Raw genomic sequence first — 14,348 nt, 5'->3', positions numbered from 1 at the left:
AGCCGGTTCAGAAAGCGAATGTTTTTGCCTTCTATCATCGAAAAATTCGAATGTTGCGCATCAGCCTGGAAGCCCTGGAAATCCTCGATGCCATAGACCGGCGCGGCTCCTTCGCCGCGGCCGGCAAGGAACTGCACCGGGTGCCGTCGACGATTTCCTATACCGTCGCCAAGCTGGAGGAACAGCTGGGCGTGCAGGTGTTCGAGCGCCTGGGGCCCAAGGTCGCACTCACCGCGGCCGGGCTGGAGCTGCTCCGGCAGGGCCGCCACCTGCTGCGCGCGGCGCAGGATCTGGAGCTGCGCGTGCGCCGGGTCGCCTCGGGCTGGGAGACGGCGTTCGCCCTGGGCATGGATTCGTTGTTCGCCCCGGCGGCATTGGCGGATGACATTCAGGCTTTCTATGCCGTGGCCGATCGTACCCGGCTGCAGCTGCAGCAGGGCGCGCTCAGCGGTCCGTGGGAGGCGCTGCTGGACCGGCGCGTCGATCTGCTGATCGCTGCGGCCGGGGAAGGGCCGTCCGGCGGCGGCTACGTGGCCGAGGCGGTGGGCCGGCTGAGTTTCGTCTTCGTGGTCGCGCCGCAGCATCCGCTGGCGCGGCTGCGACGCCGCCTGGGCCGCGACGAGCTGCAGGAGCATCGCGCCGTCGTCGTCGCCGATTCGGCGCGCCAGCTGCCGCCGCGGACGATAGGCCTGCTCTACGGCCAGGACGCGCTGACCGTGCCGGACATGCGCAGCAAGTTCGCCCTGCAATGTGCCGGCCTCGGCTTTGGTTTCCTGCCCGAGCCATACGCCCGCGCCGCCATTGCCGCGGGCCGGCTGGTGGTCAAGAACGTGGAGGAACCCAAGCCGGACGAGACCTTCCATCTGGCCTGGCGCTCCGGCGAGACCGGCGCGGCGCTGGACTGGTGGCGCGAACGCGCCCGCGGCGGACTGTTCCAGCGGCTGCTGGAGCTGTCCTGCGATTTGTAAATTTTGCAGGGTTTTCAACGCGACGCAGGCGGATCGCTGCGCTATCCTGCCCCGGGCGCCGGCCGGTAAAAAACCCGCTTCATGTTGCTGGAACGCAGAAGCCCGCGCAGGGCGCGGGCTTCTGGCGGGGGATAACCGAAAAATCACAATCGCCGCGATGCGGTACGGTATTGTGGCTATCTGTACTATTTTCTTTGTCGCCGGCGTGACGGGACGCCGGCGACTCTTTTCCCGCAGCGCTCGGGCCGTCGGCCTTTACCGCTGAATCCGGCAGCCCGCCCCCGATCCGGTCAGCGCGGAACCGACTCCCGGCCCCGCGCTTCCAATCCCGAATCCCGACGCTTACGGCTTGGCCAGGCCAAACGCATTCAGGATGAAGGCGTACACATCGGCCGTCTCGGCGATCTGCTTGCCGGTGGGCTTGCCCTGGCCGTGGCCGGCGCGCACGTCGATGCGGATGAGGTGCGGCTTGCCCTTGGGGTTGGCGGCCTGCAGCGCGGCGGCGAACTTGAAGCTGTGCGCCGGGAACACGCGGTCGTCGTGGTCGCCGGTGGTGATCAGGGTGGCCGGATAGGCCACGCCGGGCTTGATGTTGTGCAGCGGCGAATAGGCGCGGATGGCGGTGAATTCATCCACGTTCAGCACCGAGCCGAAGTCCGATTCCCAGGCCTTGCCGATGGTGAATTCGCGGAAGCGCAGCATGTCCAGCACGCCGACCGCCGGCACTGCGGCGGCGAACAGCTCGGGGCGCTGCAGTTCGGTCGCGGCGACCAGCAGGCCGCCGTTGGAACCGCCGCGGATGGCCAGGCGCTGGCTGCTGGTGTACTTCTGCTCGATCAGGTATTCGGCCGCGGCGATGAAATCGTCGAACACGTTCTGCTTGGTCAGCTTGGTGCCCGCTTCATGCCATTCGCGGCCGTATTCGCCGCCGCCGCGCAGGTTGGCCACGGCGAACACGCCGCCCTGGTCTAGCCAGCCCGCGACCGAAGGCGAGAAGCCCGGCACCTGCGGAATCTTGAAGCCGCCGTAGCCGTAGAGGATGGTCGGGTTGTTGCCGTCCAGCACCAGGTCCTTCTTGCCGGTGATGAACATGGGCACGCGCGTGCCGTCCTTGCTGGTGTAGAACACCTGGCGCGTTTCGTACAGGCTGGAGTCGAAGGCCATGGTCGGAGCATGCAGCAGCGTGCTCTTGTTCTTGGCCGTGTCGTAGGCGTAGATCGAGGTCGGCGTGGTGTAGCTGGCGAAGCTGTAGTACGCCACCTTGTCGCCCGGGCGGCCTTCGAACGCGGCCACGGTGCCCAGGCCGGGCAGGGCGATGTCGCCCTTGGCCTTGCCGTTCATGTCGAAGCGGCGCAGGCGCGTGCTGGCGTCGTGCAGGTAGTTGACGACCAGCATGCCGCCGACCAGATCGGCCGACTGCAGCGAATCGTCGCCCTGGGCGACCACGGTCTTCCAGTTCTTGCGCGCCGGCTTGGCGACGTCGATGGCGATGATGCGGCCGCGCGGCGCGTCGTCGTCGGTGCGGAAGTACAGCTTGGTGCCGACATTGCCGAGGAAGTCGTATTCGGCGGTCCAGTCGCTGATCAGTTCCTTGAGCACAGTGCCCTTGGCCTTGAGGTCGCGGTACAGCACCAGGTTCTTGCGCTCGGTGCCGCGCGAGACGGACACGATCAGGTAACGGCCGTCCTCGCTGGCGTCGGCGCCGAAGGACCAGTCCGGCTGGTCCTTGCGTTCATACACCAGCGTGTCTTCGGACTGCGGCGTGCCCAGCTTGTGGTAGTACAGCTTCTGGAATTCGTTCTTGGCCTTGAGTGCGTTCTCGCCCTGGGGCTCGTCGTAGCGGCTGTACCAGAAGCCCTTGCCGTCGCGGCTCCAGTCCACGGCGGAGAACTTCACCCACTTGAGCACGTCCTCGGTGGGCTCGCCCTTGGCGACGTTGAGCACGCGCCACTCTTCCCAGTCCGAACCGCCGCTGGAAAGGCCATAGGCCATGTACTTGCCATCGGCGCTGAACGCGGTGTCCTTGAGCGCGATGGTGCCGTCGGTGGACAAGCTGTTGGGATCCAGCAGCACGCGGCCTTCGGCCTCGGGCTTGTCGCCGACGTAGAGCACGGACTGGTTCTGCAGGCCGTCGTTCTTGAACCAGAACCACTGCTTGCCCTCGCGCTGCGGCACGCCCCAGCGGTTGAAGTTCCAGATCTCGGTCAGGCGCGCGGCGATGCGGTCGCGGCCGGGGATCTTCTCCAGGAAAGCGTTGGTGACGTCGTTCTGCGCCTTGATCCAGGCGGTGGTGTCGGCCGAGTCGATGTCCTCCAGCCAGCGGTAGGGATCGGCGATCTCCTGGCCATGGTAGGTATCGACCTGGCCGACTTTCTTGGAGACGGGATAGACGAGGCGGTCGGCGGCGGCTTCCTTCTTGACTGGCTGGCAGGCGGCCACCAGCAGCAGGGCAGGAAGCAGGATCAAGGGCAGGCGCATTGGCGCTAACTCCGGCAGGGTATTAGAAAAAGACCGCGACAATAGGGCGCTTGTCCGTGCGCGTCCAGTAGCTGAACAGAATCTCATGACGGATTGCGCACAAGCCGTTGCGGAGCCCGGCGCGATAGGGGCTAACACGTAAAACGGAAGCGTGGCGGCGCGCGGCCGGGCCGGCCGTTCGTCGGTATCGCAACGCCGCCCGGGTGCGCTCGGCGGCGGTTGGAGCGCATCGCCGGCGATGCCGGCGGACCGCACTCTGCCCGGCAGCGGTCGGGGTGGCACCGGACTCTGCCGGCCGCGGCGGCGGCTGGCGCCGCGGCCGCCCTGGCCGCCCGCTTTCAGCCGGCCGTGGGCTGCGCCAACAGTCTGGCGCGGCCGTAGGGCCCTGCATCCAGATGACCGTTGCGGATCCAGTCCACCAGCAGACGGAAATAGCCGTCGGCCGCGCGCGTCATACGGCGCGTGCCGTCGGCGTCCTCTTCGAATTCGAGGATGCCGTGGTCGGTGTCGGGGAATTCCAGCAAGGTCACGCGGCCGCTGCGGCGCGCTACATCGAGCAGGCGTTCGCGGGTCTGCTCCGGCGGGGCTTCGCGGTCGGCGCCGGCCAGTATCCACAGCAGCGGCGGCTTGAGCGCCAGCAGCGGCGGCAGGGGATCGTGGTTCCAGCTGGTGCCTACGTCATGCCAGGGACCGGCGATGCGCAGCACCCAGCCCGGCCAGCGGATCATCGAGCCGGTGAATTCGCCGCGCAGATCCTTCCACCACGGTTCCTTGTCGTAGCGCGCGGCGACTTCGGCCAATTTTTCATAACCGTCCTTGAAGCCCGAGGCGACCACGGCGCCGGTGGCCGCAGTGACTTCGCGCGCCTTGGCCAGCACATCCTCGCCGTGGCCGGCGCGGCGCAGTTCCAGCAGCACCTGGTCGCGGTCCTCATCCAGCGGGCTGCCGGCCAGGCCGTAGGCGACGGCGGCGAATTCGGCATCGCTGCGTCCGGCCGCCAGCGGGATGATCCAGCCGGCCTGGCTGCCGCCCATGAAACCGACGCGGCCGGCGCGGGCACCGGCCAGGCGGCGCGCCTCTTTCAGCGCGGCTGCGGCGTCGGCGGCGAGCAGGTTGAAATCCTGCGTGTATTTTCCGCTGCTCGCGCCGGTGCCGCGCTTGTCGTAGACGAAGGCGCCGATGCCGTTGGCGGCGAACAGGTATTGCTGCCAGCCGTAGGTGATGGCGGAGTAGTCCTCCGAACCGTGCACCAGCACGGCGATTGGCACGGGCTGCGAGCCGGGCGGCAGCAGCAGGCGGCCGGCCAGTTCCACGCCGTCGCCGGCGAAGCGGGTGTCCTGGGTGGCGAGTTCCACGCGCTTGCCGGCGAGCTTGTCCACCTGCAGCGTGCCGTCGCCGCACGGGGCAGGCTGCACGCTGGTGCTGCGGTCCTCGTTGTTGGTCCAGCCGATCTTGCCGCTCCAGCTGCCGTCGTCGCCGCGGCTGATGCGGCTGCTGCGTCCGTCCGGCAGGCGCCAGCGCAGGCCGTTGCCGCTGGTGAGCAGGGTAAGGGTCAGTACGCGGCCGTCTTCCAGGGCGTAGGCGCCGGCCAGGCAGGCCAGCTGCGGATCGGGCCTGGGAAATTGGGGCTGGGCGTACCACACGGCGCCGGCGGCGGCGGCCGCCAGCAGGCCCAGGCCGAGAATCCGTTTCCAGCGCATGACCTGTCTCGCAGCATTCGGTGGTGCATGAGTATCGCACCGCCGGCGCGGCGGCGGCGACGGGATTTGTCCACAACGGCGCCGGTGCCGCCATTCATTCCGTTGACTTGCCTGGGCCCCGGGGGCAATGTGGCGCGGGCCAGATTTACGGGTGTCTTACAAGGGAGTGAGAACAGTGAATTCGAGTGTATTGCGCGTTGCATCCATCCTGTTTCTGCTGGGGCCGGCTGCGGCCCTGGCCGACGAGGTGACCTGCGAATCCAAGGACAGCCGCCAGGTCGAATGCGATCTGGATACCCGCGGTGAAGTGCGCCTGGTGCGCCAGCTGAGCAAGTCGCCCTGCGTCGAGGGCGAGAGCTGGGGACTGTTCAAGCATTCGATCTGGGTCAAGGACGGCTGCCGCGGCGTGTTCGCCTCTGACGACGGCAAGCGGTTCGACGACGGCGGCCGTGATGGCCGTGGCGACGATGGCCGCGGACGCGGCGACGGCTACGGTGCCGGCTATGACGGCCGTGGCCGCGATGACCGCGGCCGTGACGACAGCGACAGCCTGCCCGACCGCGTCACCTGCGAATCGCGCGACAACCGCCAGGTCGAGTGCGACATGAATACGCGCGGCAATGTGCGCGTAGCGCAGCAACTGAGCAAGACCGCCTGTGTCGAAGGCCGCACCTGGGGCCTGAACCGCCATTCCATCTGGGTCAAGGACGGCTGCCGCGCGGTGTTCGAGCGCGATACCTCCGGCCCGCGCGACCGCGATTACCGCCGGTCCGGCGACGGCCCCGACGCCGCGCCGGACGCGGCCGTGCGCGGCTGCGAGCGCGCCGGCAGGGGGCGCAGCGAAGTGCTGACCACTTCGGCGCTCAAGCCCGGCTACTGGGAAGTGATTCTGCGCTACGACGACGGCCGCTACGTCTGCAATGTGGACGATCGCGGCAACGTTTCCGAGTTCACCCGTATCCGCTGATCCGTCCGCCGCCGCGGCTTGCGCGCCGCGGCGGCGGTCTTCCGACGTCCGACAGCAGGAGGGCCATCACCATGAGTTACCGAAATACCGGGCTGGGGCTGGCGCTGGCGCTGGCCTTCGCCGGCAGCGCCGCGGCACAGAAGCCGGCGGCCGATGCCAAGCCCGCCGACCCCGCGGCGCGTCTGCTGCACCGCATGGACCGCAATGGCGACGGCAGGATCAGCTTCGAGGAATACCGCAACGCCATGCTGCGGCGCTTCGACGCCCGCGACAAGAATGGCGACGGCAAGCTCGATGGCGAGGAATTTCCCAAGTCGTGGCTGGCCGGCGCCGGCATCGAGGATTCCGGCCATTCGATCAGCCGCGACGAATTCAGCGACCAGCTGGAGCCGACCTTCAACCAATTCGACGCCGACCGGGACGGCCAGCTCGCCGGTGCCGAACTCGAATCCTTCGTCGCCGCGCGCAAGGCGCGCCGGGAGTCCCAGCCATGAAGCGCCTGACCGCGACCCTGCTGTTCTGCGCCGGCCTGCTGTTCGCCGGCTTCAGCGAAACCAGCCGCGCCGACACTGTGCGCTGCGAATCCACCGACGGCAATTACCGCTCCTGTTCCATCGACGGGCGCGGCGGCGTGCGCCTGAGCCGCCAGCTCAGCTCGCAGGGCTGCTGGGAAGGCGATACCTGGGGCTATGACCTCAACCGCGTCTGGGTCGACCGCGGCTGCCGCGCCGAATTCCAGGTCGGCGGCAGTTCCAGTTCCTCCAGCAAGGACAACGCCGTCGCCGCGGCCGTGGTGCTGGGCCTGGTCGGCGCCGCCATCATTGCGAACAAGAACGACCGCGACCGCCGCCGCGACGATTACTACGACGACCGCTGGGGCGACCGCTGGGGCGATCCGCGCCGCACCTTCCGCTGCGAGTCCAACAACAATCGCCTGAACTACTGCGGTATTCCCGGACGCGGACATGTGGAGGTGTACCGGCAGATCAGCTCCAGCCGCTGCGTATACGCGCGGACCTGGGGCGTGGACCGCAACCGGGTCTGGGTCAGCAACGGCTGCAGGGCGGATTTCGCCGTGTACTGATGAGCGGGGATTCGGGATTGGGGATTCGCAGCGACAGCGGCGTCGATTTCACGAATCCCCGATCCCGAATCCCGGACGGTCCGTTATTCCCGCCAGAGAAAATAGCCGTCGCTGACGCGCAGCGTGCCGCCGTCGCTCGCGTTCATCGTGCCGCTGAAACGCGCCTCGATCACGTCGGCGCCGGCCTGCAGCAGTTCGATTTCGATTTCATAGCCCAGCGGTCCGCCGACCAGATAGCGCTGCTCGCTGAGATTGGCGAGCTGGATCGCGCTGCTGGTGATGCCTTTCAGGCTCAGGGTATTGCCGCTGGCGACATAGCGGCCGGGGCCGCCGACGCCGGTCAGATTGAGGTTGAACACCTGCTCGTTCTTGTCCTTGGGGCCGAACGAGGCGGCCATCAGCACGGCGCGGTCCAGGCCGGGCGGATGATAGGCACCGAAGAATTCGCGGTCGGCCCGCCAGGGTTTGCCGTCCAGGGTGAGGCGCAACTGGCTGGAGCTTGCTGCCGTCTTTGCCGTACTAGCGGGCTGCGCCGCGGCGGGTGCGGCAGATGCCGCGGTATCCGGCGAGCTTGCTCCGCCGCCTGCGGTAGCGGGCGGCGCGGGCTGGCAGCCGGCCAGCACTACGGTACAGGCGAGCGCGGTGATGCGGCGGATCATGGCGTCTTCCCGGGGAGTGGTTATTCCCGTACCTACGCCGTTTCGGCGCGGAGCTGACAGGGCGGAATTTCCGCCGGTGCCTGTGTACTTCTCCGGCGCCGCTTCTTGCAGGCGTCGCCGGACGCGCCGGCGTGTGCAAGCCGGTGAGAAGCGGATCGCCGGCCGGTGCCGCTTCCGCCGCCGCCCGGCCGGCATCGGCATGAGCTTCAACCAGGCCGGCGAGACAGCGCGGCCCGCTGATGCCGGTTCAGAAGCAGATGCTGCCGTGCGTGTTGATGCTGCGCCCTACGTCATTGCTGACGGCGTTGCAGGGCGCGATGCGCGGCGGGGCCTACCGTCGGCGCCGGCTGCGGCTGCGTTGCGCGGGCTGCCGCGGCGCGCTGCCCGCGCCTGCTCCACATGGGCGGGCAGGCGCGGCGCGGCTCAGCTGACGACGGTGCTGGTGTGGTCGCCCTTGCGGCGTTCCTCGACCAGCGGCTTGGCGTGTACCAGGAAATACACGTTCTCGGCGATGTTGGTGGCGTGGTCGCCGATGCGTTCGATGTTCTTGGCCATGAACAGCAGGTGCGTGCACGGCGTGATGTTGCGCGGGTCTTCCATCATGTAGGTGAGGAGTTCGCGGAACATGGCCGTGTACAGCGTGTCCAGCTGCACATCGCGCTTCCACACTTCCACCGCGGCCTCGGCATCGCTGCGGCGGTAGGCGTCGAGCACGTCGCGCAGCATGTCGTTGGCGACCTGGGCCAGGTGCGGCAGGCTGGCGGCCGGGCGCATGGGTGCGTTCTGGTTCAGTGCGATGGCGCGCTTGGCCACGTTGGCGGCATAGTCGCCGATGCGTTCGATATCGGCGGCGATGCGCAACGCGGCCAGCACGTCGCGCAGGTCGCGCGCGATGGGCTGGCGCAGGGCGAGCAGGCGCAGTACGTCGTGGCTGACGTCGTGTTCCAGCGCGTCGATGCTGTTGTCGCCCTCGACCACGCGCGCGGCGAGGTCGCTGTTGCGCTCTTCCACGGCCTCGGCGGCCATGGCCAGCTGCTCGCGCGCGAGCTGGCCCATGCGCGTGATTTCGTCGAGCAGGCGGGCCAGCTCGGCGTCATAGCTCTTGATGATGTGTTCGTGGGTTTCGCTCATGGTGCGTTTCGTCCGTATGCGTGGAGGCTCAGCCGAAACGGCCCGTGATGTAGTCTTCGGTCTGCTGCTTGCCCGGGCGCGTGAACATGGTCTCGGTCTCGCCGAATTCGATCAGCTCGCCCAGGTACATGAAGGCGGTGTAGTCCGAGCAGCGCGCGGCCTGCTGCATGTTGTGGGTGACGATGGCGATGGTGAAGTCCTTCTTCAGTTCCTCGACCAGCTGCTCGATCTTGCCGGTGGCGATGGGGTCCAGCGCCGAGGTCGGCTCGTCGAACAGGATCACCTCGGGCCTGAGCGCAATCGCGCGGGCGATGCACAAGCGCTGCTGCTGGCCGCCGGAAAGGCCCAGCGCACTGCCCTTGAGCTTGTCCTTGGCCTCGTCCCAGATCGCCGCCTGGCGCAGTGCCTGCTCCACGCGGATGTCCATGTCGGCGCGGTTGAGCTTCTCGTAGTGCTTGATGCCGTAGGCGATGTTGTCGTAGATCGACATGGGGAACGGCACCGGCTTCTGGAACACCATGCCCACCTTGGAACGCAGCCGGTTGAGCGGGTAGCGCGGATCGAGGATGTTCTCGCCGTCGAGCATCACCTCGCCGCGCGCTTCCAGCTTGGGATAGATGGAATAGATGCGGTTGAAGATGCGCAGCAGGGTGGACTTGCCGCAGCCCGAGGGCCCGATGATCGCGGTCACGCGCTTCTCCGGAATATCCATCTGGATATTTTTCAGCGCGTGGAAGCCGTCGTAGTAGAAGTTCAGGTTGCGCGCCGTGATCTTCGCGGTCGACGTGCCCTGGACGGCGGCGGGCGCGGCAACGTTGAGCGAGGTTGCAACGGCCAGGTTGAGATTAGTCATTGGCTACCTTCCGGCGGGCGATGATGGCGCGGGCGATGAGGCTGATGCAGAGCACGAATACGGTGACCATGAAGGCGCCGGCCCAGGCCAGCACATGCCAGGTGTCGTAGGGGCTCATGGCGTACTGGAAGACCACGACCGGCACGCTGGCGAGCGGGCCGGCGATGTCGTGGCTCCAGAACTGGTTGTTGAGTGCGGTGAACAGCAGCGGCGCGGTCTCGCCGCTGATGCGCGCAAGCGCCAGCAGCACGCCGGTGACGATGCCGGGCAGGGCGGAGCGGTATAGCACCTGCACCGTCACCTTCCACTGCGGAATGCCCAGCGACAGCGCCGCTTCGCGCATCTGGCTGGGCACCAGCTTGAGCATTTCGTCGGTGGTGCGCACGACCACCGGCAGCACGATCAGGGCCAGCGTGATGGCGCCGGCCAGGCCGGAGAAATGGCCCATCTGGCGCACTACCAGGGTGTAGACGAACAGGCCCAGCACGATCGACGGCGCCGACAGCAGGATGTCGTTGACGAAGCGGATCGCCTCGCCCAGCACGCTGCGGCGCGCGTATTCGGCCAGGAAGGTGCCGGCCAGGATGCCTACCGGCGTGCCCATCAGGATGGCCAGCAGACTCATCAGGATGCTGCCGAAGAAGGCATTGGCCAGGCCGCCGTCTTCGCCCGGCGGCGGCGTCATCTGGTAGAACAGTTCCGGCTTGAGTGCGCCTATGCCGTTGACCAGCGTCGTCCACAGGATCCACACCAGCCAGAACAGGCCGAACAGCGTGGCCGCGCTGGCCAGTGCCAGCGCCAGATTGTTCTTCAGGCGGCGGCGGCGATACAGTTTTTCCGAGATGGCGCTCATCGGTTGCCCTCATTGCGGTTCAGGCGCATCAGCATCAGCTTGGCTATGGCCAGCACGACGAAGGTCACGATGAACAGCAGGAAGCCCAGCGCGATCAGCGAGGACTGGTAGATCTGGCTGTCCGCCTCGGAGAATTCGTTGGCGATGGTCGCGGCGATGGAGTTGCCCGGCATCAGCAGCGACGCCGTCAGGTGATGCGCGTTGCCGAGCACGAAGGTCACCGCCATGGTCTCGCCCAGGGCGCGGCCCAGGCCGAGGAAGATGCCGCCGATCACTGCCGAGCGCGTATACGGCAGCACGACGTTCCAGGCCACTTCCCAGGTGGTGGAACCCAGCGCGTAGGCCGATTCCTTCAGCCGGGTCGGCACGGTCAGGAACACTTCGCGCATGACCGAGGAGATGAAGGGAATGACCATGATCGCCAGCACGATGCCGGCGGTGAGCATGCCTATGCCCAGCGGCGGACCCTGGAAGAGCGGGCCGAGCAGGGGCAGGCCGCCCAGATACTTGTTGAGGAATGGAATCACCGTGCTGGACATCACCGGCACGAATACGAACAGGCCCCACATGCCGTAGATGATCGACGGAATGCCAGCCAGCAGTTCTATGGCCGAGGCCACCGGCGTGCGCAGCCAGGGCGGCGCGACCTCGGTCAGGAACAGCGCAATGCCGAAGCTGACCGGCACGGCGATCAGCATGGCGATGATGGCGGTCACGAGCGTGCCGTAGATCGGCACCAGGGCGCCGAACTTGTGCCCGACGGCGTCCCAGTCGGTGCTGGTGAGAAAGCTGAATCCAAAGGTGGAGAAAGCCAGTTTGCCGCCCCATAGCATGGACAGGGCGGCGCCGGCCAGGGCCAGCAGCACGAAGATGCCGGCGCCGGTGACGAGGTAGCGGAAGGCGCGGTCGGCGCGGCGGTCGGTTTCGGCGCGGCGGGCGGTAATGTCTTGCGGCGCCGGTGCGGCGCTTGCGGCTAGGACTTGGTCGGTGCTCATGCGTCAGTCGCGGGGCTGGCGGTGAGAAACACAGAAGGGGCGAAGCGCTTGCGCGCCCCGCCCCGGTGCATGAGCGCTATCAGGCCTTGATCTCGGCGGCCCAGTAGGCTTCGATCTGCTTGACCAGTTCGTCCGGCAGCGGCACGAAGTCCAGCGCTTCGGCCTGGCTCTTGCCGTTCTCCAGCGCCCACTTGAAGAAGGCCAGCGCGTTCTTGCTGCGCGCGGCGTCCTTGGGCTGCTTGTACATCAGGATGAAGTTGGTCGCGGCAATCGGCCAGGATTCGTCGCCCGGCGCGTTGGTGATGATGAGGAAGAAATCCTTGGCGTTCTTCCAGTCGGCGCTGGCGGCGGCGGCCTGGAAGCTTTCGCGGCTGGGCTGCACGAACTTGCCGGCGGCGTTCTGCACCGCGCCGTAGGTCATCTTGTTCTGCAGCGAGTAGGCCAGCTCGACATAGCCGATGGAGCCCGGGATCTGCTTCACGTAGGCGGCGACGCCTTCGTTGCCCTTGCCGCCCACGCCGACCGGCCACTGCACCGAGGTGCCTTCACCGATCTTTTCCTTCCACTCCGGCGACACCTTGGACAGGTAGTTGACCCAGTTGAACGTGGTGCCCGAACCGTCGGAGCGGTGCACGACGGTAATCAGGGAATCCGGCAGGGTGACGCCGGCATTGACGGCGACGATCTTGGGATCGTTCCACTTGGTGATCTTGCCGAGGAAGATCTCCGCCAGCAGCGGGCCGGTGAACTGGATCTTGCCCGGGGCGACGCCCTGGATATTGACCACCGGCACCACGCCGCCGATTACCGACGGGAACTGGCCGAGGCCGGCTTCCTGCAGTTCCTTGCTTTCCAGCGGCTTGTCGGAGGAGCCGAAATCCACCGTGCCGGCCTTGATCTGGGCGATGCCGCCGCCGGAGCCGATGGACTGGTAGTTGATCTTGTTGCCCGTGGCCTTGCTGTAGTCGGCCGACCATTTGGACATGACCGGATAGACGAAGGTGGCGCCGGCGCCGGTGATGTCGGCGGCCTGGGCGGAGACGCCGGCAGCGGCGATCAGGCCGGCAAGCGCGATGCGCGAGAAAGTCTTGAACACAGTGAACTCCTTGAGAGCGGCTGGCTGCAGGTATCGCCGCGCTTTGTACGCGCGCTGTGTTGCAGTCGCGTGGGAGTTTTGTTTCAGCTGTGTGACAGGCCCTGGGGCGTTGCCGGCGGTCGCCCGCCTGGGGCTTGGATTCCAGGCAGGTCAAGGGGTTGGGGTGTCATCGGGGTGAAATGTTCAGGAGCGGGCGGGTGTCGGGAGGAGGGGACGGTTTCCGGATTGCCGGCTTTGAGGGCGAGTGCGCGAGTTGCCGGGATCCGAAAGTGGGTGTCCCGATTCGGGCTGGGTGTCCCCATTCGGGCTGAAAGTGGGTGTCCTAATTCGGACTCAATTCGGACTGGGTGGGTGTCCCGGTTCGGCAGCGGCAGCGATCGGGCTGGCGGACTCAGGCGGGGACCTGAGCCGACCGTAAGGGCGGATGTCCCCGGACGAGATTGGTTTCGCGAACCGATGAGTTGGGCGTGGGGCGCCTGCCCGGGCCTCGGAAAAGTGGGTGTCCCGAATGAGCCCAGGAAGATAGGTGTCCTGAACTAGCCTGCGAACTGGCCTGACAGGCGTCTCACTCTGAGCAGATTTCGGAAAGTGGATGTCCTGAATATCGCTGAATCTCGCTAAGTTGTTGAGACGAAGAGAAATCTGCTCCATGCCCGTCCGGCCGCAACAGCCGCCGCTCCCGGGCGCCCATGCGCCCGGAAACCCGGATGAAACCAGGATCCAGGCGATCAGCTCCCGCTGAACACCGCCTTCCGCTTCTGCAGGAAGGCCTGCGTTCCTTCCTTCATGTCCGCGCTGGAGCAGCACAAGGCGAAGGCCTGGGTTTCAAATTCCAGGGCCGGGTCCAGGGCGCAGTCGGCGCCGAGGGTGACGGCGTCGAGGATGCCGGCCACGGCGATGGGGGCGGAGGCGGCGAGCTGGTCGGCTACCGCGGTGACTTCCGCGTCCAGGGTCTCGGGCGCGACAACCCGGGTCAGCACGCCCAGGGCCAGGGCGCGGACGGCGTCGATGGGCTGGCCGAGCAGGCACAGCTCCAGTGCGGCACTGCGGCCGGCCAGACGGGTCAGGCGCTGGGTGCCGCCGAAGCCGGGGATCACGCCGAGATTGATCTCGGGCTGGCCCAGTCGCGCCTTCTCGCTGGCGATGCGCAGGTGACAGCTCATGGCCAGTTCCATGCCGCCGCCCAGGGCGAAGCCCTGGATGCGTGCGATCACCGGCTTGGTCTGGCGTTCCATCGCGCGCATCAGGTTCTGACCGGCACGGGAGAAGGCCTGGGCCTGGATCGGGCTGAGCGCGGCAAGCTCGGCGATATCCGCGCCGGCGACAAAGGCTTTCTCCCCGGCGCCGGCCAGCACCACCACCCGCACGCCGGCGTCCTCGCGCGCGGCGCGGAAGGCGGCGTCCAGTTCCTGCAGGGTGGCGAGGTTCAGCGCGTTGAGCTTGTCCGGGCGGTTGATGGTGATGGTGCGGACGGCGCCGCGGTCGCTGACGAGGAGGTTCTGGTAGTCCATGGCGGCTCCGGGCACGAAAAACGCGGATGGTAGCAGGCGTGTGCGGGCTGCGT

The 14,348-nt window shown here is 67.2% G+C and carries 12 protein-coding genes and 1 pseudogene; 4 read left to right on the top strand and 9 right to left on the bottom strand.

Annotation, left to right across the window (positions count from 1 at the left end; all coding sequences use genetic code 11):
* The first annotated feature begins 53 nt into the window (after positions 1 to 53).
* Entirely contained in the window at positions 54 to 968 is a 915-nt protein-coding gene (locus NM961_RS03730) for a LysR substrate-binding domain-containing protein (protein ID WP_255912175.1), read from the top strand.
* Between the two features lie 342 nt (positions 969 to 1,310).
* On the opposite strand, the gene NM961_RS03725 is transcribed toward NM961_RS03730, so the two are convergent.
* Together NM961_RS03725 and NM961_RS03720 are read right to left on the bottom strand one after the other, a co-directional pair.
* Positions 1,311 to 3,446, bottom strand: coding sequence for a prolyl oligopeptidase family serine peptidase (locus tag NM961_RS03725; protein ID WP_255911421.1), 2,136 nt, complete (start codon positions 3,444 to 3,446; stop codon positions 1,311 to 1,313).
* Between the two features lie 338 nt (positions 3,447 to 3,784).
* The gene (locus tag NM961_RS03720) at positions 3,785 to 5,146 is read right to left on the bottom strand and encodes an alpha/beta hydrolase family protein (protein WP_255911419.1); all 1,362 of its coding nucleotides are present in this window, start codon (positions 5,144 to 5,146) and stop codon (positions 3,785 to 3,787) included.
* A gap of 175 nt (positions 5,147 to 5,321) precedes the next feature.
* Here NM961_RS03720 and NM961_RS03715 point away from each other — a divergent pair, with 175 nt between their 5' ends.
* From NM961_RS03715 to NM961_RS03705, 3 genes are all read left to right on the top strand, one after another.
* On the top strand, positions 5,322 to 6,113 hold the full coding sequence (locus NM961_RS03715) for a DUF3011 domain-containing protein (RefSeq protein WP_255911417.1): 792 nt from the start codon (positions 5,322 to 5,324) through the stop codon (positions 6,111 to 6,113).
* A gap of 71 nt (positions 6,114 to 6,184) precedes the next feature.
* The gene (locus NM961_RS03710; protein ID WP_255911415.1) at positions 6,185 to 6,607 is read left to right on the top strand and encodes an EF-hand domain-containing protein; all 423 of its coding nucleotides are present in this window, start codon (positions 6,185 to 6,187) and stop codon (positions 6,605 to 6,607) included.
* Positions 6,604 to 7,197: a DUF3011 domain-containing protein gene (locus NM961_RS03705; RefSeq protein WP_255911413.1), complete on the top strand. Its 594-nt coding sequence runs from the start codon at positions 6,604 to 6,606 to the stop codon at positions 7,195 to 7,197. The genes NM961_RS03710 and NM961_RS03705 overlap by 4 nt, the downstream gene beginning before the upstream one ends.
* 83 nt (positions 7,198 to 7,280) lie before the next feature.
* On the opposite strand, the gene NM961_RS03700 is transcribed toward NM961_RS03705, so the two are convergent.
* The 7 genes and pseudogenes from NM961_RS03700 to NM961_RS03670 all read right to left on the bottom strand — a co-directional run bounded on the left by NM961_RS03700 (position 7,281) and on the right by NM961_RS03670 (position 14,295).
* A complete protein-coding gene (locus tag NM961_RS03700) occupies positions 7,281 to 7,856 on the bottom strand; it encodes a hypothetical protein (RefSeq protein WP_255911411.1) in 576 nt (191 codons plus the stop codon).
* Positions 7,857 to 8,279: 423 nt separating this feature from the next.
* Positions 8,280 to 8,987: a phosphate signaling complex protein PhoU gene (phoU, locus tag NM961_RS03695; RefSeq protein WP_255911409.1), complete on the bottom strand. Its 708-nt coding sequence runs from the start codon at positions 8,985 to 8,987 to the stop codon at positions 8,280 to 8,282.
* A gap of 28 nt (positions 8,988 to 9,015) precedes the next feature.
* Positions 9,016 to 9,840: a phosphate ABC transporter ATP-binding protein PstB gene (gene pstB / locus NM961_RS03690; protein WP_255911407.1), complete on the bottom strand. Its 825-nt coding sequence runs from the start codon at positions 9,838 to 9,840 to the stop codon at positions 9,016 to 9,018.
* Entirely contained in the window at positions 9,833 to 10,693 is an 861-nt protein-coding gene (pstA, locus tag NM961_RS03685; protein WP_255911405.1) for a phosphate ABC transporter permease PstA, read from the bottom strand. The genes pstB and pstA overlap by 8 nt, the downstream gene beginning before the upstream one ends.
* Positions 10,690 to 11,688, bottom strand: a complete 999-nt coding sequence (gene pstC / locus NM961_RS03680; RefSeq protein ID WP_255911403.1) for a phosphate ABC transporter permease subunit PstC — start codon at positions 11,686 to 11,688, stop codon at positions 10,690 to 10,692. Before pstC ends, pstA begins: the two co-directional genes overlap by 4 nt.
* A 79-nt stretch (positions 11,689 to 11,767) precedes the next feature.
* Positions 11,768 to 12,760 (bottom strand): annotated as a pseudogene (gene pstS / locus NM961_RS03675) (phosphate ABC transporter substrate-binding protein PstS); the annotation flags it as partial.
* 752 nt (positions 12,761 to 13,512) lie between these two features.
* On the bottom strand, positions 13,513 to 14,295 hold the full coding sequence (locus NM961_RS03670; RefSeq protein ID WP_255911401.1) for an enoyl-CoA hydratase/isomerase family protein: 783 nt from the start codon (positions 14,293 to 14,295) through the stop codon (positions 13,513 to 13,515).
* Between the last annotated feature and the right edge of the window lie 53 nt (positions 14,296 to 14,348).

It is taken from the genome of Tahibacter harae (genome assembly GCF_024437735.1).
Classification (GTDB): Bacteria; Pseudomonadota; Gammaproteobacteria; order Xanthomonadales; family Rhodanobacteraceae; genus Tahibacter; species Tahibacter harae.
This window is presented reverse-complemented; position numbering and strand designations above follow the sequence as displayed.

Coding starts and splice junctions, on each gene's coding strand:
- NM961_RS03725 (WP_255911421.1), bottom strand. CDS start 3,446: ATGCGCCTGCCCTTGATCCTGCTTCCTGCCCTGCTGCTGGTGGCCGCC.
- NM961_RS03720 (WP_255911419.1), bottom strand. CDS start 5,146: ATGCGCTGGAAACGGATTCTCGGCCTGGGCCTGCTGGCGGCCGCCGCC.
- NM961_RS03710 (WP_255911415.1), top strand. CDS start 6,185: ATGAGTTACCGAAATACCGGGCTGGGGCTGGCGCTGGCGCTGGCCTTC.
- NM961_RS03705 (WP_255911413.1), top strand. CDS start 6,604: ATGAAGCGCCTGACCGCGACCCTGCTGTTCTGCGCCGGCCTGCTGTTC.
- NM961_RS03700 (WP_255911411.1), bottom strand. CDS start 7,856: ATGATCCGCCGCATCACCGCGCTCGCCTGTACCGTAGTGCTGGCCGGC.
- phoU (WP_255911409.1), bottom strand. CDS start 8,987: ATGAGCGAAACCCACGAACACATCATCAAGAGCTATGACGCCGAGCTG.
- pstB (WP_255911407.1), bottom strand. CDS start 9,840: ATGACTAATCTCAACCTGGCCGTTGCAACCTCGCTCAACGTTGCCGCG.
- pstA (WP_255911405.1), bottom strand. CDS start 10,693: ATGAGCGCCATCTCGGAAAAACTGTATCGCCGCCGCCGCCTGAAGAAC.
- pstC (WP_255911403.1), bottom strand. CDS start 11,688: ATGAGCACCGACCAAGTCCTAGCCGCAAGCGCCGCACCGGCGCCGCAA.
- NM961_RS03670 (WP_255911401.1), bottom strand. CDS start 14,295: ATGGACTACCAGAACCTCCTCGTCAGCGACCGCGGCGCCGTCCGCACC.